This is a genomic window from Streptodolium elevatio, from assembly GCF_053592165.1.
In genome coordinates, this window is record NZ_JBSFVE010000021.1 from 93,909 (window position 1) to 112,502 (window position 18,594).

The window sequence follows — 18,594 nt, forward strand, 5'->3', positions numbered from 1 at the left end:
GACGGGTTGTCGGGGCGGGGCCTGGGGCGGTACTGGCTTCAGCCGACCGGCACGGTTCGTGCCGTGATGTGTGACGCGGCCAGGGCGTCGTGGCGGGCGGCGTTGCGGCGGTGCAGCGCGCCGACCCACTCGGCCGCCGCCTCCGCCTGCCGCAGGGTGGCCGGAGCCACGCCGGGGATCCGGTGCAACTCGCGTACGCCGTGGTCGAGTTGGGTGCGCCAGGCACCGAACAGGACGGTCGCGCTCTGGAACGCGGTGGGTACGGAGTGGCCGTACTCGCGCATGAGGACCGGTACGAGAGAGAGGCGCGTACCGGTCTCGATGGCACGCGGGTAGCCGGCGAGGTCCTCGTCGACGCCGACCAGCAGGCCGGCGAGTTCGTCGAGCGGCGGTACGCCTTCCGCGATCGGGCCGCCGGGTCCGCCGAGGGCGGGGTCGAGGCGGTGCAGCACGGTGAGCATCGGGACGGCGGTCCGGTCGACGCGGTTGTCCAGGAACTCGGCAAGGCCCGGCGACGTGTCGGCGGCCAGCCACTGCTGCTCACGGCAGGCTGCCGCGGTGTGCCGGGCCAGCGCGTCGGCGAGTTCGGGCAGCAGCCCGGCACCGTCGGCCGCCACGATGCGCTCGTAGATGTCGGTGAGAGCGAGGTGCAGCGCGTCTGCCCCGGTCGTGTAGCCGTCCTTCAGCACGGACACCAGGGACGCGCAGTAGTCCGCGTCCCAGCCGACGGTCTCCGCGCGGTCGGCGAGTACCGCGAGCCAGGTCGCGAACAGCGCTCCGACGCGCAGCACTCCGATGGGCGCGTCGCGCATCACCTCCGCGACGGGGACGGCGGGGTGCGTACGGTCCACCTCGCCGCCTTCGCCCGCGGCGTGCAGGCCCAAGCGCTGTGCCCACGCGCGCGTCTCGTCCGCCACGGTCCCGCCCTCGGGATGCGGCTCGACGCGCGGACACCGCGTGCCCACATGCGTCATCGCCTCGGTGACAAGCGAGTCGACGTCGCCCCGGGGCACGGTCAAGCCCCTCTGCTGCTGTTGCTGGTAGCCGGCTTCATGGCCATTGGCCTGCCACGGAGTGGCGCTCCCGAAACGGCGTACGTCGCGGACACACTCGGGCGGCCTAACGCCGGACGCCGCGGGGGCGCCAAGCGGGCGAAGGGCGGCAGGCGGAGAGGGGGTGACGGCGCGTCAGAGGCGGGAGAGCGCTTCGGCCACGGCCCGGGCCACCGCGTCGCCGGGGCTCTCGGGGTCCGCGGCTTCGGCGTCGTCCGCCGGCACCAGGTCGGGGAGTTCGGCCACCCTGGTGACGGCGTCGTTGGGGAGGTCGCCGTACAAGTGCGGGAACAGGTCGCCGCCGCGCGAGGGTTCCCAGCGCAGCGCGTCGCCGAGGCGGTTCGTGTCGACGGCAAGCAGGGTGAGCCCGGTGCGTCCCGCGAAGTGGCGGCGCGCCGTCTCGCCGACCTGGGCGGCCGTCGAGAAGTGGATGTACCCGTCGCGGCGGTCGACGTCGGATCCGGCGAACACCCCAGCGGCTTCGGCACTTTCCCACTCCGGGGTGGACAGCAGTTTGTAGATCACCGAAGGGTCCATGAACCGAGCGTACGGCGTATGGTTCGGCCATGGCTTTCGACCCTGCGGAGACCGAGCGCGAGTTGGCGCGGCTCGGTGCGGCGAAGTATCTGCTCCTGACGACCTACCGCAAGGATGGCAGCCCCGTGCCCACACCCGTATGGGTGGCACGGGACGAGGGGACCCTGGTGGTCTGGACAGCCGGGGCCACGGCCAAAGTGCGACGGCTGCGCCGGGACCCGCGTGTCGAGCTGGCCGAGTGCACGTTCAAGGGCGCGCCCCTGGGCCCCGGGATTGCCGGGACCGGGCGCGTTCTGGACGACTTGGAGGCGAGCGACAAGGTGCGCGCCCTGATCAAGAAGAAGTACGGCGTGACCGGCTGGCTGACCGTGCAGGCGAGCGTCCTGCGGCGCGGTCGGTCCGGAACCCTGGGGATCGAACTGACACTGACGGGATAAGGCGGCGAGGAGCGGGCGGCCGGGCGAGGCGGCCGGGCGACGCCGCCGGGCGAGGCGGCCGGGCGAGGCGGCCGGGCGACGCCGACGTGTACGTCAGGCGGCGGCGGTATGAGGCGGGCAGGGTGCGACAGGCGGCACCCGCGGCCCGGCCGAGCGCATGTTCGACCGGGCCGCGGTCTGCTGGCCCCGCAAGGGTGAGCCCGTGACGATCGAGTTCCGCCGATCGTTGGCGGAACAAGGAGCCACACCGCACAGCCACACCACAGGTCACGACTTGCTCTACATAGTGGGCGCAGGTGGGTGGTGAGCTGGACCCCGCCGAGCGGCGCAGCCCACCGGCCGCGGCGCTCAGCAACGGCCTTCGCTCGCCGCCGCGCTCGGATCGCATGTTGAGCGGACGCGAACCCGCTCCCGCTCCCCGGGGACGCTCCCCTGCTCCCTGGTCCCGCTCGGCCGTAGCGCGTTCGTCCCTTCCCCGCTCCCCCGCTCGGGCTACTCGGTCAGTTCTTCGCGTACGGCTGCGGCGAAGGTGTCGATGTCGGCCTCGGTGGTGTCGAACGCGGTCATCCAGCGCACCTCGCCGGTGGACTCGTCCCACGTGTAGAAGCGGAAGCGCTTCTGCAGGCGCTCGGTGGCCTCGGCGGGGAGCACGGCGAAGACCGCGTTCGAGCGCACCGGGCGGGTGAGCGCCACGCCCGGGATGTCGCGGACCGCGTCGGCGAGGCGCGCGGCCATCGCGTTGGCGTGCGAGGCGTTGCGCAGCCACAGGTCGCCCGCGAGCAGCGCCTCGAACTGCACGGAGACGAACCGCATCTTCGACGCGAGCTGCATCGAGAGCTTGCGCAGGTAGTCGAGGCCGCGGACCGCGTCGGGGTTGAGCACGACGACGGCCTCGCCGAACATCAGGCCGTTCTTCGTCCCGCCGAACGACATGATGTCCACGCCCGCGTCGGTGCTCAGCGCGCGCAGCGGCACGCCCAGCGACGCCGCCGCGTTGGCCAGCCGCGCGCCGTCGAGGTGCACGAGCATGCCCTGGTCGTGCGCGTGGCGGCAGATCTCCGCGATCTCCTCGGGCGAGTAGACGGTGCCCAGTTCGGTGCTCTCGGCGATGGACACCACGCGCGGCTGCGCCCGGTGCTGGTCGCCCCAGCCCCACGCCTGACGGTCGATCAGCTCGGGCGTCAGGCGGCCGTCCTCGGTGGGCACCGTCAGGAGCTTGAGGCCGGCGAGCTTCTCCGGAGCACCGCACTCGTCGACGTGGATGTGCGCGCTCTCGGCGCAGATCACCGACTCCCAGCGGGTGGTGACCGCCTGCAGCGCGACCACGTTGGCCCCGGTGCCGTTGAAGACCGGGTACGCCTGGGCGGACGGCCCGAAGTGCGCCCGGAAGACCTCCTGGAGGTGGGCGGTGTACGCGTCCTCGCCGTACGCGACCTGGTGGCCGCCGTTGGCGAGGGCGACGGCGGCGAGGATCTCCGGGTGCACGCCCGCGTAGTTATCGCTCGCGAAGCCGCGCGCGGCGGGGTCGTGGCGGCGCTCGGCGTCGGTGGGCCCGAGCCCCGCCGAGTTCCGGGCCGAGCCGGAGACGGCGTGGTTCTCGACCGTCTCGACCATGTCGCCGGGGTCGGAGTCGGAGTCGGGGCGACCGGGAGTTACTGCGTCAGGCACAAGCGCTGTCCGTTCACGTCGTCGGTGGGCCGGTCCCACAGGGCGGCGATTTCTTCGGCAAGGTCGGCCACGTCGGTGTAGCCGGGGAACTTCGCGTCGGGGCGTTCCGCCCGCAACAGGGGCCACACGAGGGCCTTCACGACCAGGATCGCCGCAGCCGGGCCGTCCATGGGCTCGGCGCCGTCGAACGGCTCGGCACCGACCGCCACGCGCCCGGCCCCTGCGCCGCTGACCTCCGCGCCGACGGCCTCCACGGCACCACCCGTCGTCGCCCCGCTTGTCGTCGCCCTGTCGCTCCCGGGCCGTTCGGCGGCCCGGTCCCTGCGCAGCCTACGGAACGAGTCGGCCATCGCGAGGGTCCAGGTCTCGGCGGCGGACTTCGCGGCGGCGTACCCCGCGTTGCCCGCCGTGGGCTTGGCGGCGGCGGTCGCGGAGACCAGCACGAACCGGCCGTGCGGTGCGCGCGCGAGGGCGTCGTGGAACGCCAGCGAGGTGTTCTGCACGGTGCGGACCAGGAGCTTGTGCAGGAACTCCCAGTCCTCGATCGTGTTGTCGCCGAACTCCTTGCCCCCGCGCCAACCGCCCACGAGGTGCACCAGGCCATCAACGCGACCGTGGCGGTCCTCGATCTCGTCGGCCCAGGCGCGCGTCGCGGCGGCGTCGGTCAGGTCGACGATCGTGCCGTGCGCGCGGCCGCGCGGTGCGAGTGCGACGGTCTCGTCCAGGCGGTCCTGGGCGGCGTCGGCAGCCTCGACGATCGCGCCGGCCCGCGCGAGCCGGCGTACGACCGCCTGCCCGGCCGGTCCGCCGGCGCCGGCCACCGCGATGACGGAGCCCTCGGGCAGCAGTCGGAATCCGTCGGGGGTCATCGGTCGGTACCTCCCACAATGCCCCGAGTGGATGCGATGACGTCGGCGAGCCTGCGGCGCAGGCCCTCGTAGAACATGCTGAGCGGGAACTCGTCCGGCAGGACGGCGTCCACCAGGTGCTTGGGCGGGCCATCGAGCGGCAGCGCGTCGGGCCCCTTGGCCCAGGTGGATCCCGGGTGCGCCGGCACGTACGCCGTCACCAGCTCGTACGCGGCCATCCAGTGCGCGACACGCGAGCGGTCCACGCCGCGCCGGTACAGCTCGTCCACCTCGTCGCCGAGGGCGATCACGGCGGCGGTGACCTCGTCCCAGTCGATGGTCAGCTTGCCGTCGTGCCATTCGACGACGCCGGCGCGGTGCAGGTAGGCGAACAGCAGTTGCCCGCCGAGGCCGTCGTAGTTGCGTACGCGCCCGCCTGTGACGGGGAAGCGGAACAGGCGGTCGAACAGCACCGTGTACTGCACGTGGCGGGCCGCGGTGACGCCGTGGCGCTCCAGCGCGACCGCCTCGCGGAAGGCGGTGAGGTCGCAGCGCAGTTCCTCCAGCGCGTACATCCAGAACGGCATGCGCTGCTTGATCATGAAGGGGTCGAACGGCAGGTGGCCGCGGCTGTGCGTGCGGTCGTGGATGAGGTCCCACAGCACGAACGCGTCCTGCGCGAGCCCCTGGTCGGCGACCAGCTCGGCAGCGTCCTCGGGCAGGTCGACACCGAGGCTGTCGGCGGCGGCGCGGGTCACGCGGCGGAAGCGGGCGGCCTCGCGGTCGCAGAAGATCCCGCCCCACGTGAAGCGCGGCACCTCGCGCATGGCGACGGTCTCGGGGAACAGCACCGCCGAGTCGGTGTCGTAGCCGTCGGTGAAGTCGACGAACGCGATCGGCACGAACATCGGGTTGTCGTACTGCGCGGACTCCAGCTCGGCGAGCCATTCCGGCCACACGACGCGGACGAGGACGGCCTCGATGTTGCGGTCGGGATTGCCGTTCTGCGTGTACATGGGGAACACGACGAGGTGCTCCAGGCCGTCGTGCCGGTCCAGCTCCGGCCGGAAGGCGAGCAGCGCGTCGAGGAAGTCGGGCACCGCGAAGCCGCCGTCGGCCCAGCGCCCGAAGTCGCGCACGACCGCGTCGAGGTACGCGGCGTCGTGCGGCAGCAGCGCGGACAGCTCGGCGACGGCGCCGGTGATCTCCGCCGTCAGGTCGCGGGCGCGGCCCAGATCCTGCGCGGATCCGTCGATCGAGCCGTCGGCGGACTGCATCGGGCGCAGTTCGGCGACCGCCGCCTTCAGGCGCGGCCATGCGGAGTGTGTCGCCGCGGATCCCGTCGGGGCGGGCCGGACGGTTGTTGCTGTGACCATGACACCCCTCGCAGGCAGGACGATAGTTCTCGTTAAGGAATCATAAAGCCGAAGATTCTTCGGTTTCAAGTTGCTTTGACGCTCAATCCTCCTGCCAAAGTGCCTCCCGACGGACAGGGTGACGAAATGGCCCTAAGTCCGGCAGCCCCCTGCCGAGGGCATGCGTCCCCTCGGCTCGGCTCACGGACGACTACCTACAGTGAACGGCCCGCTTCCGCTCGGCGCGCGCGGTGCGCAGCCGTGGGAGTGACGCAGGCGTGAGATGGACGTAGGCGCGAGATGGACGCAGGCGTGCGATCGACGCAGCGACGGGAGGGGGCGCAGCCGTGGGAGTGACGCGCCTCAGGCCGCCGCGGGGGCGAACAACGCGCTCGCTGTGACGGGACGCAGGTCCCGTACGCGCAGTCCGTCCAGGATCGCGGGCAGTGCGGCGGTCGTGCCGTCGTGCCCGAAATGCAGGCTGACCACATCGCCCGGGGCCACCTTGTCGAGCACGTTGCGCACCACGGCCGCCGAGCCCGGCTCGGTGTGGTCGCGCGAGTCGAGGCTGTACGCGAGACACGTGGGGTACCCGGCGCGGGCGGCCTGCGCCTTCACGACGGCGTTGGCGTACTGCGTCTGCGATGGCCGGAACCAGCGCCCGTGCGAGCCGGTCAGGGCGGTCAGCCGGGCGGCGCAGGCGGCGATCTCGCGGTACGCGGTCTCGGCGTCCATCGACAGCATGTCGAGGTGGTTCTCACTGTGGTTGCCCAGCTCGTGCCCGCCCGCGAGGACCCGGCCGGCCATCGCCGGGTACTCGCCGAGCCACGTGCCCACCGCGAGCACGGTGACCCCGACCCGGGCCCGTTCGACGACCGCGAGCAGGCGTTCCACCCCGGCCGGGTCGCCCTGCCCGTGGAACGTGAGCGCCACCTCCGGCCGCCCGGTGCCGGCCCGGGCCACTTCGGCGGGCAGGGCGCCCGCGGCGGGCGGCGCCGAGCCCGGTGGGACCGACACGGCACCGGGGTGCGGGGCCGCCGAGCGCCCGGGTTCCGGCGCGCCCGACGCCGAGAGAGAGTCGCCCGGGGCCTTCCCGCCCCGGGCCGTGTCGTCACCCGCTCCGCACCCGGACGCGACGACTCCGGCGGCCGCCGCCGCGACACCCTTGATCAGACTCCGCCGGTTGATCGGACTCCGTCGGTCGACACCCATGCCGGGCACGCTAGGCGTCCGACGTGCGCCGACCACCGCGACACGGCCCTGCCGGCCCCGGAGATCAGCCGAACGAGTCCACGCCCGTGAGCTCGGCCGACAGCGTCCACAGCCGCGCGGCGGCGTCGCGGTCCACCGCCCACGGCTTCACGCCCCCGACCAACATGTCCTCGGTCTCCGCGGGCTCGGCGACATCGCAGTCCTGGCAGTACGCGCCGCCGTAGCCGTCCAGCAACGGCGACATCGCGGCCCACAGTGCGGTCGCGGCGCCCTGCTCGGGCGACTTGAAGCCGGCCGGCGTGGTCCCGTCGGCGGTGATCCAGCCCTGGGCCACCTGCTCTTCCCGTGGGACGTGGCGTTGCAGCGGCGTGAGGATGCTGCCCGGATGAACCGCGTGCGCGTGGATCCCGGCGGCCGCGCCCAGGGTGTCGAGGTGCAGGGCGAAGAGGGCGTTGGCGGGCTTCGACTGCGCGTACGCGAGCCATGGGTCGTACGGCTCGTCGCGGAAGTGCGGGTCGTGCCAGCGGATGTCCGACAGGAAGTGCCCGGACGACGCGACCGCGACCACCCGCGCGCGCTCCGGCGACAGCGCCGGGCGCAGGCGGTTCACGAGGGCGTAGTGCCCAAGGTGGTTGACCGCGAAGTGGGCCTCCCAGCCGGGGCCGACCCGGGTCTCCGGGCACGCCATCACCCCCGCGCCGCAGACCACGATGCCCAGTCGGACGCCGGTGTCGAGCACGTCCTCGGCGAACGCCCGCACCGAGTCGAGGTCGGACAGTTCGAGTGCGGCCACGCGCACCCGCGGCAGATCACGCAACGCCTCCGCGGCCTGCTCCGGCCGGCGCGCCGGCACGATGACGTCGGCCCCGGCGCGTACCAGTGCTCGCGTCGTCGCCAGTCCCAGGCCCGAATAGCCGCCTGTCACGAGTGCGGTCGTCCCGGCGAGGTCGATTCCGTCCAGTACGTCGTCTGCGGTGCTGTGCGGCCCGAATCCCGAGCGGAGCCGCCGTTGCTGTGTCTTGTGCATCCACGTGACGCTAAAACCTGGAGTGCGCTCCAGGTCAAGGCGCCGTCGGCCGGACTTCGGTGCGCCCGCGGAAGTCGGTGCACGCGCCGGAGTCGGGAGTCGGTGGGGTAGGCAGAGTCGGTGGACTCGGCGAGGCTGTCGGCGGAGGGGACACTTGTGCGTCCACGTGTGAATTTCGACCAACGGCAGTACGCGGTCCATGCGGCGGGCAGGGCGCTGCCGACCGACACCGTGGCGATGTGGGCCGACGCGTTCGCGCGGCACGCCCCACCCGCCCGGCCGCTCGAGGTCCTCGACCTCGGTTCGGGCACCGGCCGCTTCTCCCCGGTGCTCGCGGAGCGCTTCGGCGGCCCGGTGTTCGGCGTCGAACCGCACGATCGGATGCGCGCGGCGGCGGAGGCGGACGCGACGCACCCCGATGTCACGTACCTCGCCGGAAGCGCCGAGCGGCTTCCGCTGCCGGACGCGTCGTGCGATCTGGTGCTGCTCTATCTGGTGTGGCACCACGTGGTGGACCGGGCGGCGGCGGTGGCGGAGATCGCCCGGGTGCTGCGGCCCGGTGGCCGGGTGCTGCGCGGCGCGTTCCGCGACCGTATGCCCGAACTTGCTTGGCACGGCCGGTTTCCCGGAGCACGGACGATCGAGCACGAGGTGTTCCCGGCGCTCGGCGACGTGACGGCGGAGTTCAGTGCGGCGGGGCTGCGGCGCGTGGCGCTGGAGCGGCTGCGGCAGTGCGTCGCGCCGAACCTCGCGGCGTACGCCGAACGCCTCCGCCTGCGGCCGTACTCGACGCTCGAACACATGACCGCCGAGGAGACGCGGGCCGGGTTGGCGGCTCTCGACGCGGATCTGGCTGACGACGAGGGCGCGCAACCAGTCGAGGAGGACTGCGACTTGCTCGTACTGGAGCGGGCGGGGGGTGGGCCCTTCACGCGGTCGACGGGGGCAGTGGCGTGACGGTCTTTTCGAACCAGTGGTGCGCGTACGGCTCGTCGTTGAAGGCCGGGACTTCCGCGAAGCCGAACGACCGGTAGAGGCCGATCGCGGCGGTGAGCGTCTTGTTGGTGTCCAGGCGCAGTACATCGCGGCCCTCGCGGGCGGCGCGCGTCTCCAACTCGGCGAGGAACCTGCGGCCGACGCCCAGGCCTCGTGCCTGCGGGGCGACCCACATGCGCTTGATCTCGGCCGGGGCGTCCGCGGGCAGTTTGAGTCCGGCGCAGCCGACCGCCTCGCCGCGCAGCCGGGCAATCACGAAGGTGCCTTTGGGTGGGCGGAGTTCGCCGGCGTCGGGGAGCAGGCTCCGCCCCGGGTCGAAGCCGCTGTCGAAGCGCTCTGCCAGTTCGGCGAAGTACCGGCCGAGGCAGTAGCGGGCGTCCGGGTGGTCCGGGTCGACGTCGTCCAGCGTCACGGTCGCGGCGGTCAGCAGCCGGTCGACCTCGGCCATTGCAGCGACCAGCCGGGCGCGCTGGGCGGGGTTGAGCGGCTGGAGCAGCGAGCCGGCGAGCGCTTCGCTGCGGTCGTCCAGCGCGGCGCGCTCGGCACGGCCGGCGTCGGTGAGGCGGACGGTGCGTACGCGCCGGTCCTGCGGCCGCGGCGCCACCGTCACGAGGCCGTCCGCCTCCAGTGAGCGCAGCAGGCGGCTGACGTAGCCCGAGTCGAGGCCGAGTCGTTCGCGCAGCCTGCGTACGTCCTGTCCGTCCTCGCCGACCTCCCACAGCAGCCGGGCCTCGCCGATCGGCCGGCCGCGGCCCAGGTATTCGTCATGCAGTACGCCCACGCGCTCGGTGACCGTGCGGTTGAACCGCCTCACCTGCTCGATCTGCTCGCCGTCCATTCTCTGACTCTAGTCAGAGAATGGACGGGCGGCCCCTCCGGGCCCGATCCGCTACCAGACCGGCGCCTTCACGTTGGCGATACCCAGGGTGTTGGTGCCGGGCAGCAGGCCCGAGAGGATCGCGGCGGTCAGAAACGGGACGTTGAGCTCGACGAGCCGGTCGATGTCGGCCGGGGTCAGGACCCGCCAAGGCGCGGAGGCGAGTTCGTCGGTGCGGCGCTCGATCCGGTCGCGCAGGTCCCGGCCCGTGTCGGTGGCCGAGCCGTCGGCGTCCACGAGTCCCCGCGCCCGCAGCCGCTCGGCCGCGGCCTGCCACTCCTCGGGGCTCCACTGGCGGCTTTCGAACGTCTCGACCGGCGCGGCGCCGATCGCCGCGAAGGACACCAGCGCCTCGCAGCCGTCCAGGTCGTTGTCGACGAGGGCGGCGATGTGGCCGTCGCCCCGGTGCTCGCGCAGCAGCGAGATGGCCTGCCACAGGACGAGGTGCGGCTCGTCGGGCCAGGGCAGGTCGGCGGTCGCGGCGGCGAGGGGACGGCCGACCGTGTCGGCGGACTCCGCGGCGCGGCGTACCAGTGCGGCGGTCTCAGCCAGCCCGGGGGTACCCAACTGGTCGGCCATCAGCGTCCGGTACATCCGGTCGACGCCGCGCAGCCGGGCCGCCAGAACCTGCGCGGGCTCGGCGATCCGCCACGCCGGCTCGACGTGCTCGGCCACCATCGCGGGGCTGAAGCTGTAGAAGGCCGCGGTGACCAGGCGGGGGCCTGCGGCACCGAGGGGGGCGGCACGGAACGGGAAGTACGCCGGCCAGCGGGTCTCGGTGGCGTACCCCAGCGCGGCCGCCTCCTCGAACACCTCGGGAGCGTAAAAGAACGGCGCGAAGACCGGTTCGAGCTGGTGCCACAGCCGTCGGGCGGACTGCCAGTAGTAGACGTCGTCGGTCATGCGGGCGCCTCGCAGCGGGTGAGTGATGTGGACGGTCCGGGGTGGTGGCCCGGGACCGATTCTGCAACCCGCGCGCTGCGCGGCAGCGGCACACGCGCATGCGGATGTCCACTTAGCGCGAGCTTCGCCGAAAAGCGCGGCCGACTCAGCCCGCGGTCTCAAGCGCGGGGCGGTCTCGCGAACGAGGAAGCCTCGGGACGGGGCGGCCCTGCGAGCGGGGCGGTCTCGGGAGCGGGGGCCCCGCACCCCCCCCACCTGGTCAGAGGCCGTACGTCTTCGCGATGATCTCCCGCTGGATCTCGCTCGTGCCGCCGTAGATGGTGGACACGACCGTCGCCCGGACGTGCCGCTCCATGTCGTACTCGGTCGCGTAGCCGTAGCCGCCCATCATCTGCATGCCCTCCAGGGCGACGCGCTTGGCCGTCTCGGTCACCTTGAGCTTGACCATGGACGCCTCGCGCGGGAGCAGTCGTGCGGGGTCGCCGTCGACCTTCGCGGCGACGGAGTACACGAGCAGCTCACAGCACTCCAGTTCGGTGGCCAGGTCGGCGATGCGGTGGGCAAGGGCCTGGAAGCTGCCGATGGGACGGCCGAACTGCTCGCGTTGGCGTACGTACCCGAGCGTGTCGTCGAAGGCGCGCCGCGCGGTGCCGAGCATCATCGCGGCCAGGATGAGGCGTTCGGTGTTGAGGCCGCCCATGAGCTGGCGCCATGCGTGGTCGACCTGGCCGACAACGGCGTCCGCCGGGAGTTCGACGTCGGTGAAGAACAGGTCGTTGACCTCGCTGCCGCCCATGGTCTCGATGCCGTGGATCGCCAACCCCGGTACGCCCGCCGGGACGTGAAACATCGTCAGGCCCTCGTGCTTGTCGCCGCCGCTCGCGGTCCGGGCGATCAAGAGGATCGAGTCCGCGAAGTGCGCGTTGGAGCACCAGGTCTTCTGCCCGTTGATTCGCCACCCGTCGGCGGTGCGTTCGGCGCGGCAGGTCAGTGCGCCCACGTCGGAGCCCGCGCCGGGTTCGGACATCGAGATCGAGAGCACGGCTCCGTCGCAGTAGCGTTTGAGCACCGCCTCGCGCTGCGCCTCGCTGCCGAACCGCTGGTAGACGCCGGCCGTGATGCGGGAGGGCCCGTGGCCGCCGATCGGCGCCATACCGTACGCCGTCTCCTCCAGGAACAGGCACGCGTCGACCATGCCCCCGCCGGCGCCGCCGAGTTCCTCCGGCAGCCCGACCCCGAGCCATCCGAGCCCGGCCATCTTGCGGTACAGCGCGTCGCTGTGGGTGCGCGCTCCCCCGTCGGTCAGTTCGAGCCTGCGTTCGCGGGATCCGCACTCGCGTCGGACGAAGTCCCGTATGGCGTCGACGAATGCCTGTTGTTCGCCGGTGATCGTGCGCGTCATGATCGCCCCCTGCTCGCCGTCGGCCGTACAAAGATACATTTGTCGTTGACTTGTGTCATCGCTCCGCCGACGATGAAAGCGTGCACGCGAAGGTCCGTCAGGACGCGCGCCTACCAAGGGAGTTGGTGGCCATGCGGGAAGCCGCCACCGGCCGCGGGTCCGAGATGTGGCGCCGCTTCGGCGACGTACGCGGACTCGGGCTCACGCCCCACGTGTTGGCGATGCAGATCGCGCATCCGGTCGTCGGCGCAGGGGTCGTCGACCACTCCGACTACCAGAGCGACCCGTACGGCCGCTTCAACCGCACGTACCGCTCCATCACCACCGTCGTGTACGGCGGCCCGGTCCGCGCGGCCGCCGAGGCCGAACGCCTCCGCACGCTGCACCGCCGCTTCCGGGGCACCGACGAACACGGGCGGAAGTACCACGCGTTGGACCCGAAGGCGTACGCCTGGGTGCACCTGACCCTCGTCAAGGCGGTCGCCGACGCGCACGCCATGTTCGGCCGTCCGATGACACGCACCGAACTGGACGCCTACTACGCGGACAGCATCCGCATCGGCCGCCTTCTCGGCGTCCGCGTCCAGGACATGCCCTCGACGTGGCCGGAATTCCTCGTCTACTACGCCGACATGGTGGACAACACCCTGGAGAACACCAGAGCACTGCGCGAGTTCCTGGCCAACCTCCGCCACCCGGCCAAGCCGAAGGCACTGCGCCGCCTCCCGGACGAACGCTGGCGGCGGATGACCGGGCCGACCGCGCGCATCACCTACCTGACCACGGTGGCCACCCTCCCCGAGGCCCTGCGCAAGCGCTGCGACCTGCACCTGACGTCGGAGGAACACGCCGCGGTGGCGCGGTTCGCCCGGCGGATCCGCACGACCACCGGCCTCATCCCCGCCCCCGCCCGGCGGGCGCCCGCGATCCTGGTCCCGAGGATCTGCGCGCTGCTCCCCGAACCGCGCGGGTGAGGCCGGGCGGAGGGGCGCAGTACCATCGGGATCCGATGAACACCTCGCGCACCGCCGTACTCGCCGACGCGCTCGCGGCGGGCGACTCACCGGATCCGACGACCGAGCGCATCCTCGACGCGGCACGCGACCAGTTCGCCACGTTCGGCCTGCGGCGCTCCACCGTCGAGGACGTCGCGCGGCGCGCCCGGGTCGGCCGGGTCACCGTCTACCGGCGCTTCGACAGCAAGAACACCCTCGTCGAAGCGGTGCTGGTGCGCGAATGCCGGCGCTTCCTCGCCGCATTCGACGCGGAGGTGTCGGCGCTGCCGACGATGGAGGAGCGCATCGTCGCGGGCTTCGTGGTCGCGCTCCGGGACGCGCGCACGGCGTTGATCGGGCGGCTGATCCAGTTGGAGCCGGAGACCGCGCTGCCGTTCCTGACGACGCGCGGCGGCCCGATCCTGGGCGTCATCCGCGACTACCTGGCGGCGTCGTTCGGGCGCGCGCGGGACGCCACCGCGGTCGACGCCGACGAGGGCGTGCAGGTGGCGGAGATCTTCGTCCGCCTGACGGTGTCGTTCCTGCTCACTCCGCAGAGCATCGTGCCGGTCGACGACGAGGCGCAGGCCCGGGAGTTCGCCCGGCGGTTCCTCGCACCGATGGTCACCGGCTCCGCGACCGCCTGACGGCACCGCCCGGCTGCACGTGTCCCGACCGGGTCGGCCGGGCCGCGGTGTCCCCGGGCGAGTCAGCGCCGCCGCTTTGCGAAACGTGCCGGGGCCGGCACCGGAGGCCTGCCGGAAAGCGCGGCACGCGCCCGCGGGTGGTAGCGGCGGCTCTCCGGAACGAGTGCCCACACCCGGCGCACCGCCGCGCACACCCTGCGGAAGCGCCTCTCGTCGCGTGCCGTCCAGCGGTAGCCCAGGCGTTCGCGCACGGCGGGGTGGTACATCCCGACGGTCAGCCACACGTTCGCCCTGCCGATCGGGCGCCGCACGACGCGCCATACTGCGTCCGGCAGTCCGGCCACCGGCGGCTTGGCCAGGCCCTCGACGTCCAGCACCTGCCGGGCCGCGGGGGTGTCCTCCAGAACCTCGGTGCACATGCGGTCCCAGTACGCGCGGAACGCGGCGTAGTCCGGCGGCACGGGGCGCATACCGACGCGGTACAGCGCGTACCAGCCGGTGCTTTCGCGGTACAACTGCTCCTTCTCGGCGTCGGTCAGCCGGTCGCCGAACAGGTCCTGCGCCACGATCATGCCCTCGAAGAACGTCGCGTGCGCCCAGAAGTAGGTGTCCGGGTCCAGCGCGTGGTACGGCCGCCCCCGCGCGTCCACGCCCTTGATCCCGGCATGGTAGTCGCGCACTTCCCGGGCCGTGGCGGCGGAGCGGTCGCCGTCGTACACGACTCCGTAGATGGGGTAGAGCGAGCGGAACAGGCGCTGCCAGCGCTCGTTGAAGAAGTCCGAGTGCTGTTCGACACCCGCGCCGAGGCCCGGGTGCATGTTCTGCATGGATCCGGCCCACAGCGCGAGCAGCGCGCCCAGTGGCCATTGCGCGAAGTAGCGCCACGTCAGCGACCCCGGGCCGGGCGCCGGAGTTCTCGCTTCACGATGCGGCGGCACGTCCGCTTTCCTCCTGAAATCCCCCTGAAATCCCTTGCACAGAAGGCGTTCTCCCGCTCAGCGGCGGGGTCCTGATCATCCGTAGGATCCTCCCCCGTGATGACATCGAAGAAACGAAGGATCGCGGCGGGGTTGGGGGCCCTGCTCGTGGCCGCCGCCCTGGGCGGGGCCACCCCCGCCGCCGCCGACCCCGACAACGGACCCGGCACCGCGCCGCCGCCCAAGGTGGACCTGGTGCTGGACCTGAGCGGGTCGATGAACCAGAACGACGCGGGCGGCGAGACCAGGATCGCGGCCGCGAAGAAGGCGTTCAACGAGATCCTGGACGCGCTGCCGGACGAGGCGCTGGTCGGCCTGCGGGTGCTGGGGCAGGGGAACCCCGGCAACAACAAGGCCGCCGGCTGCCAGGAGACCGCGCAACTCGCGCCGGTGGGCAAGCCGGACAAGGCCGCGATGAAGACCGCGGTCGCGGCGCAGCGTCCGACCACCGGCTGGACACCGATCGGGCTCGCCCTCAACAAGGCCGCCGAGGACCTGGGCAAGGAGCAGGGCAGCCGCCGCATCATCCTGATCACGGACGGCGAGGACTCGTGCGCGCCGCCCGACCCGTGCGAGGTGGCGCGGCAGTTGGCCGCGCAGGGGCTCAACCTGGTGATCGACACGCTCGGCCTGGTGCCGGACGACAAGACCCGCAAGCAGCTCACCTGCATCGCCAACGCGACCGGCGGGACGTACACCTCGGCGAACAACGCCCAGGAACTGTCCGAGCGTGTGACGCAGTTGGTCGACCGGGCGGTGGAGAAGGCCGAAGAGGTCACCATCCCCACGGCCGTGCACGGCAGTCCGAACGGGTGCGCGGACGCGCCGCTGCTGGGCCCGGGCGTCTACAACGACCGCGAGGAGTTCGAGCAGCACCTCTGGTACAAGGTCCCGCAGTTGCCGGGCCAGGAGCTGCGCGCGTCGGCGACGGTCGGCATCGACCGCAACGTTGCCCGGGATTACGACGTCACCATCACGGCGGTGTCCGAGGACGGCCGCGACCTCGCGCGCCACACGGACGCCGGCAGCGGGCGCATGGACGGGCAATCGGCGGGCCTGCGCTATTCGTTGCCGCAGAAGGGCGGCGACCAGCCGGAGCCGAAGGACGCGAGGATCACCTGCCTGATGGTCAGCACGGCCTTCCACGGTGGCCCCGGTGCCGCGCAGAGTCCGGGCATGCCGGTCGAGTTGCTCGTCGACCTGGTGCGGGCCTCGGACGCGCAGGCGGCCGACACGCACGGCCTGGGCCGCGGCTGGATCTTCCTCGGCGTGCTGGCCGGCGTCGGCCTGGTGGCCGGGCTTCTGTTCGGCTGGATCGTCCGCCTCTTCGCGGGCATGCGGAGGGCTGTGTGATGCGTACCCCGACCGGCAACCCCACTTCGGCGGGCCGGCGTACTCGCCCGGGTACGCCCCGCCGCACCCGCGCGCTCGGACTCGCTTCCCTCGCGGCGGCGTTCGCACTCGTCGGCGGCCCCGCGGTGGCCGCGACCGACAGCCCCACGCCCGGCGGTTCGGGCGGCTCCGGCTCGAAGCCGGGCAACAGCACGTCGGCCACCAACGTGCTGCCCGGCACGTCGTTCCTGACGGCCGGGAAGATGGAGGCCGAGACGTCGACCACGACGTCGGGCGCGGTGGGCGAGTACATGTACTGGTCGTTCCCCGCGCTCGCGGAACAGGACGTCAGTGCCAAGGTGACGCTGACGCTCCCGAGCGGCCTGAGCGCCCCGACCACGTGGCGCGTCGACGTGTTCGACGGCATAAGGCGGCACCAACCGTGCGCGACGGGCCGTCCGCAGTTGTCGGCGCTGCCGTCCGACACCGAGCTGCGGATCGACTGCGGGCCGCGCACCATCCGCCCGTGGGCCGAGGCGTGGTCGGCTGACCCGCTGCCCGGCACGTACTACGTGCGGGTCTCCGCGCTCGAGTTCAACGAGAAGGACGTCGGCCGCAAGATAGGGGTCAAGCTCGAGCTGACCGCCAAGGGCGGCGGGGACTCGGGTCCGGACGCGGGGCAGGACGACGCGCTGAAGGCGCCGCTCGTACCGGTCACGCAGGCGGGCCGACCGCTGCAGCCGGGCCAGGTCGCCGAGACGCGCAAGGTGACGCTGGCCGGGTTCGACGACGGCGACGACGCGTGGCTGTCGGGGACGACGGGCCGGTGGGTCTGGACGTCCGCGGGCGGCGTCGTGGCGATGCTGCTCGGCGTCGGCGGCTTCCTGTTCGCCCGGCACCCGCGGCGCTGGTTCCGGTAGTAGTTCGCGCGCAGACGCCCGGGTGGGAGGCCGCTTCGCCTCCCGCCCGGGCGTCTTCTGTGTGGGCTGTGACTGTCGTGCTCGTGGTGCCGTACGCGTGGTGCTGTACGCGTGGTGCTGTACGCCTGGTGCTGTACGCCTGGTGCTGTACCCGTGGTGCGCTCAGATGTCGCCGGATTCGCGCACTCCCCCGCGCTGCGCGAACTCCAGGAACGAGCGCGCCTGCCGGCCCGTCGCCTCGGGCGTGTGCACCAGCGCCACCGCCCGCAGCAGGGGCGGGTCGAACGAGCGGATGACCGCCGACTCACCGAACACCCCGAGGGCGATGTCGCGGTACCAGAGCATCGAGCCCTCGCCGTTGAGCACCGAGGCGATCCAGTGCACCCGGTCGTCGGTCTCGACGACCGCCACCGGGCGGACCCACAGTGTCGCGAACATGGCCTCCATCTCGGAGCGCCGCCCGCTGCCGCGCGTCGGCATGGCCATGCGGAGACCGTTGAGCATCGCCCACGGCATCGGGTCGGGCAGGTCCTCGGACGGCGGCGAGACCAGGACGACTTCGTGCTCCGCGAGCCGGTGCGAGCGCAGGTCCTGCGGTACCGGGGCGTCGACCAGCCCGAGCGCGGTCAGGCCGCTGCGGACCGACTCGAAGACGTCCTCGCGGCTGAGGCAGCGTACGACGTCCACCGGCACCCCGGGAGTCTCCACCTCGAACGCCGGGACGATACGGCCGGTCAGGTCGACGGCGAGGGTGTGCGTGGTGGCGATGCGCAGGCCGCTGACCCGGGCGGCCTCGGCGGCGCGGCCGACGTCCTCGATCGCGCCGACGGTGTCGAGGACGGTGCGGGCGAGCCGCACCACGCGCTTGCCTTCCGCGGTGAGCCCCACGCTGCGGCCCTCGCGGACCAGCAGTTCCCCGCCCAGCTCGTGTTCCAGCGCCTTGAGGGCGCGGGACAGCGCCGACTGCGCGACATAGAGGGCTTCGGCCGCCGCCGTCATGGTGCCGTGGTCCGCGACCGCTATGAGGTAGCGCAACTGCTGAAGAGTCACGTGTCGCACATTAACGCGTCGACCCCTGCGACAAACAGGTTTCCGGGAATTCGTCGAATATTTGCGGACCGGTCACCCGGTTCCGTACGGTGGCCCGCGGCGGACCCCGGGTAATCGTCGGCAGACGATATGCGCCCAGCATTTTGGGCAACGAACCATGCCTGGAATGCATAGATCACCGGGCGGTTCGCGACGGTCCGCGGGCCGCTGCCGCGCGCGGGCGTACCCGCGGTAAGTCTGCGACATACGCCAGCGTATGGTCACCCTTGCGTTTGCCCTGGTCAGAACGTGTTCTAGTACGAACGCCCTGGTAGAACTCGGGTATCCGGTCCGACCGGTGCGGCGGGAGTCCGGTCGGT

18 protein-coding genes are annotated in these 18,594 nt (G+C 72.3%); 6 read left to right on the plus strand and 12 right to left on the minus strand.

What is annotated here, in order from left to right; genetic code table 11:
- Window positions 1-38 precede the first annotated feature (38 nt).
- Together ACWD12_RS31560 and ACWD12_RS31565 are read right to left on the minus strand one after the other, a co-directional pair.
- Complete coding sequence (locus ACWD12_RS31560; RefSeq protein ID WP_450102470.1) at window positions 39-1,013, minus strand: terpene synthase family protein; 975 nt, start codon at window positions 1,011-1,013, stop codon at window positions 39-41.
- 174 nt (window positions 1,014-1,187) lie between these two features.
- Window positions 1,188-1,589: a DUF952 domain-containing protein gene (locus ACWD12_RS31565; protein WP_450102409.1), complete on the minus strand. Its 402-nt coding sequence runs from the start codon at window positions 1,587-1,589 to the stop codon at window positions 1,188-1,190.
- A gap of 29 nt (window positions 1,590-1,618) precedes the next feature.
- Here ACWD12_RS31565 and ACWD12_RS31570 point away from each other — a divergent pair, with 29 nt between their 5' ends.
- Window positions 1,619-2,026, plus strand: a complete 408-nt coding sequence (locus tag ACWD12_RS31570; protein ID WP_358348499.1) for a PPOX class F420-dependent oxidoreductase — start codon at window positions 1,619-1,621, stop codon at window positions 2,024-2,026.
- Window positions 2,027-2,518: 492 nt separating this feature from the next.
- Here ACWD12_RS31570 and ACWD12_RS31575 read toward each other — a convergent pair whose 3' ends face one another.
- From ACWD12_RS31575 to ACWD12_RS31595, 5 genes are all read right to left on the minus strand, one after another.
- The gene (locus ACWD12_RS31575; RefSeq protein ID WP_450102471.1) at window positions 2,519-3,640 is read right to left on the minus strand and encodes a threonine aldolase family protein; all 1,122 of its coding nucleotides are present in this window, start codon (window positions 3,638-3,640) and stop codon (window positions 2,519-2,521) included.
- A gap of 38 nt (window positions 3,641-3,678) precedes the next feature.
- Complete coding sequence (locus tag ACWD12_RS31580; protein WP_450102410.1) at window positions 3,679-4,563, minus strand: SDR family NAD(P)-dependent oxidoreductase; 885 nt, start codon at window positions 4,561-4,563, stop codon at window positions 3,679-3,681.
- Complete coding sequence (locus ACWD12_RS31585) at window positions 4,560-5,918, minus strand: DUF6421 family protein (RefSeq protein ID WP_450102411.1); 1,359 nt, start codon at window positions 5,916-5,918, stop codon at window positions 4,560-4,562. Before ACWD12_RS31585 ends, ACWD12_RS31580 begins: the two co-directional genes overlap by 4 nt.
- 342 nt (window positions 5,919-6,260) lie before the next feature.
- Window positions 6,261-7,109, minus strand: a complete 849-nt coding sequence (locus ACWD12_RS31590) for a polysaccharide deacetylase family protein (RefSeq protein ID WP_450102412.1) — start codon at window positions 7,107-7,109, stop codon at window positions 6,261-6,263.
- Window positions 7,110-7,173: 64 nt separating this feature from the next.
- Window positions 7,174-8,136, minus strand: coding sequence for an oxidoreductase (locus tag ACWD12_RS31595; protein WP_450102413.1), 963 nt, complete (start codon window positions 8,134-8,136; stop codon window positions 7,174-7,176).
- Window positions 8,137-8,304: 168 nt separating this feature from the next.
- Between ACWD12_RS31595 and ACWD12_RS31600 the strand changes: the two genes are divergently transcribed.
- Window positions 8,305-9,093, plus strand: a complete 789-nt coding sequence (locus ACWD12_RS31600) for a class I SAM-dependent methyltransferase (RefSeq protein ID WP_450102414.1) — start codon at window positions 8,305-8,307, stop codon at window positions 9,091-9,093.
- On the opposite strand, the gene ACWD12_RS31605 is transcribed toward ACWD12_RS31600, so the two are convergent.
- From ACWD12_RS31605 to ACWD12_RS31615, 3 genes are all read right to left on the minus strand, one after another.
- On the minus strand, window positions 9,065-9,970 hold the full coding sequence (locus ACWD12_RS31605; protein WP_450102415.1) for a GNAT family N-acetyltransferase: 906 nt from the start codon (window positions 9,968-9,970) through the stop codon (window positions 9,065-9,067). The genes ACWD12_RS31600 and ACWD12_RS31605 overlap by 29 nt on opposite strands.
- Before the next feature lie 51 nt (window positions 9,971-10,021).
- Window positions 10,022-10,912, minus strand: a complete 891-nt coding sequence (locus ACWD12_RS31610) for an SCO6745 family protein (RefSeq protein ID WP_450102416.1) — start codon at window positions 10,910-10,912, stop codon at window positions 10,022-10,024.
- A 259-nt stretch (window positions 10,913-11,171) separates the two neighbouring features.
- Complete coding sequence (locus ACWD12_RS31615) at window positions 11,172-12,314, minus strand: acyl-CoA dehydrogenase family protein (RefSeq protein ID WP_450102417.1); 1,143 nt, start codon at window positions 12,312-12,314, stop codon at window positions 11,172-11,174.
- An 80-nt stretch (window positions 12,315-12,394) separates the two neighbouring features.
- On the opposite strand from ACWD12_RS31615, the gene ACWD12_RS31620 reads away from it, so the two are divergent.
- Together ACWD12_RS31620 and ACWD12_RS31625 are read left to right on the plus strand one after the other, a co-directional pair.
- Window positions 12,395-13,288 (plus strand): oxygenase MpaB family protein, encoded by an 894-nt coding sequence (locus ACWD12_RS31620; RefSeq protein ID WP_450102418.1) that lies wholly within the window; start codon window positions 12,395-12,397, stop codon window positions 13,286-13,288.
- A 35-nt stretch (window positions 13,289-13,323) separates the two neighbouring features.
- Window positions 13,324-13,956, plus strand: coding sequence for a TetR/AcrR family transcriptional regulator (locus tag ACWD12_RS31625; RefSeq protein ID WP_358348524.1), 633 nt, complete (start codon window positions 13,324-13,326; stop codon window positions 13,954-13,956).
- 62 nt (window positions 13,957-14,018) lie between these two features.
- Here the strand turns inward: ACWD12_RS31625 and ACWD12_RS31630 are convergent, their stop codons facing one another.
- The gene (locus ACWD12_RS31630) at window positions 14,019-14,894 is read right to left on the minus strand and encodes an oxygenase MpaB family protein (RefSeq protein ID WP_450102419.1); all 876 of its coding nucleotides are present in this window, start codon (window positions 14,892-14,894) and stop codon (window positions 14,019-14,021) included.
- A gap of 99 nt (window positions 14,895-14,993) precedes the next feature.
- Here ACWD12_RS31630 and ACWD12_RS31635 point away from each other — a divergent pair, with 99 nt between their 5' ends.
- Together ACWD12_RS31635 and ACWD12_RS31640 are read left to right on the plus strand one after the other, a co-directional pair.
- Window positions 14,994-16,286 (plus strand): VWA domain-containing protein, encoded by a 1,293-nt coding sequence (locus ACWD12_RS31635; protein WP_450102420.1) that lies wholly within the window; start codon window positions 14,994-14,996, stop codon window positions 16,284-16,286.
- Complete coding sequence (locus tag ACWD12_RS31640) at window positions 16,286-17,185, plus strand: peptidase (RefSeq protein WP_450102421.1); 900 nt, start codon at window positions 16,286-16,288, stop codon at window positions 17,183-17,185. Before ACWD12_RS31635 ends, ACWD12_RS31640 begins: the two co-directional genes overlap by 1 nt.
- 162 nt (window positions 17,186-17,347) lie before the next feature.
- Here ACWD12_RS31640 and ACWD12_RS31645 read toward each other — a convergent pair whose 3' ends face one another.
- Window positions 17,348-18,235: a LysR family transcriptional regulator gene (locus ACWD12_RS31645; RefSeq protein WP_358348532.1), complete on the minus strand. Its 888-nt coding sequence runs from the start codon at window positions 18,233-18,235 to the stop codon at window positions 17,348-17,350.
- Between the last annotated feature and the right edge of the window lie 359 nt (window positions 18,236-18,594).

Coding starts and splice junctions, on each gene's coding strand:
- ACWD12_RS31565 (WP_450102409.1), bottom strand. CDS start 1,589: ATGGACCCTTCGGTGATCTACAAACTGCTGTCCACCCCGGAGTGGGAA.
- ACWD12_RS31570 (WP_358348499.1), top strand. CDS start 1,619: ATGGCTTTCGACCCTGCGGAGACCGAGCGCGAGTTGGCGCGGCTCGGT.
- ACWD12_RS31575 (WP_450102471.1), bottom strand. CDS start 3,640: ATGGTCGAGACGGTCGAGAACCACGCCGTCTCCGGCTCGGCCCGGAAC.
- ACWD12_RS31580 (WP_450102410.1), bottom strand. CDS start 4,563: ATGACCCCCGACGGATTCCGACTGCTGCCCGAGGGCTCCGTCATCGCG.
- ACWD12_RS31585 (WP_450102411.1), bottom strand. CDS start 5,918: ATGGTCACAGCAACAACCGTCCGGCCCGCCCCGACGGGATCCGCGGCG.
- ACWD12_RS31590 (WP_450102412.1), bottom strand. CDS start 7,109: ATGGGTGTCGACCGACGGAGTCCGATCAACCGGCGGAGTCTGATCAAG.
- ACWD12_RS31595 (WP_450102413.1), bottom strand. CDS start 8,136: ATGCACAAGACACAGCAACGGCGGCTCCGCTCGGGATTCGGGCCGCAC.
- ACWD12_RS31605 (WP_450102415.1), bottom strand. CDS start 9,970: ATGGACGGCGAGCAGATCGAGCAGGTGAGGCGGTTCAACCGCACGGTC.
- ACWD12_RS31610 (WP_450102416.1), bottom strand. CDS start 10,912: ATGACCGACGACGTCTACTACTGGCAGTCCGCCCGACGGCTGTGGCAC.
- ACWD12_RS31615 (WP_450102417.1), bottom strand. CDS start 12,314: ATGACGCGCACGATCACCGGCGAACAACAGGCATTCGTCGACGCCATA.
- ACWD12_RS31625 (WP_358348524.1), top strand. CDS start 13,324: ATGAACACCTCGCGCACCGCCGTACTCGCCGACGCGCTCGCGGCGGGC.
- ACWD12_RS31635 (WP_450102420.1), top strand. CDS start 14,994: ATGACATCGAAGAAACGAAGGATCGCGGCGGGGTTGGGGGCCCTGCTC.
- ACWD12_RS31640 (WP_450102421.1), top strand. CDS start 16,286: ATGCGTACCCCGACCGGCAACCCCACTTCGGCGGGCCGGCGTACTCGC.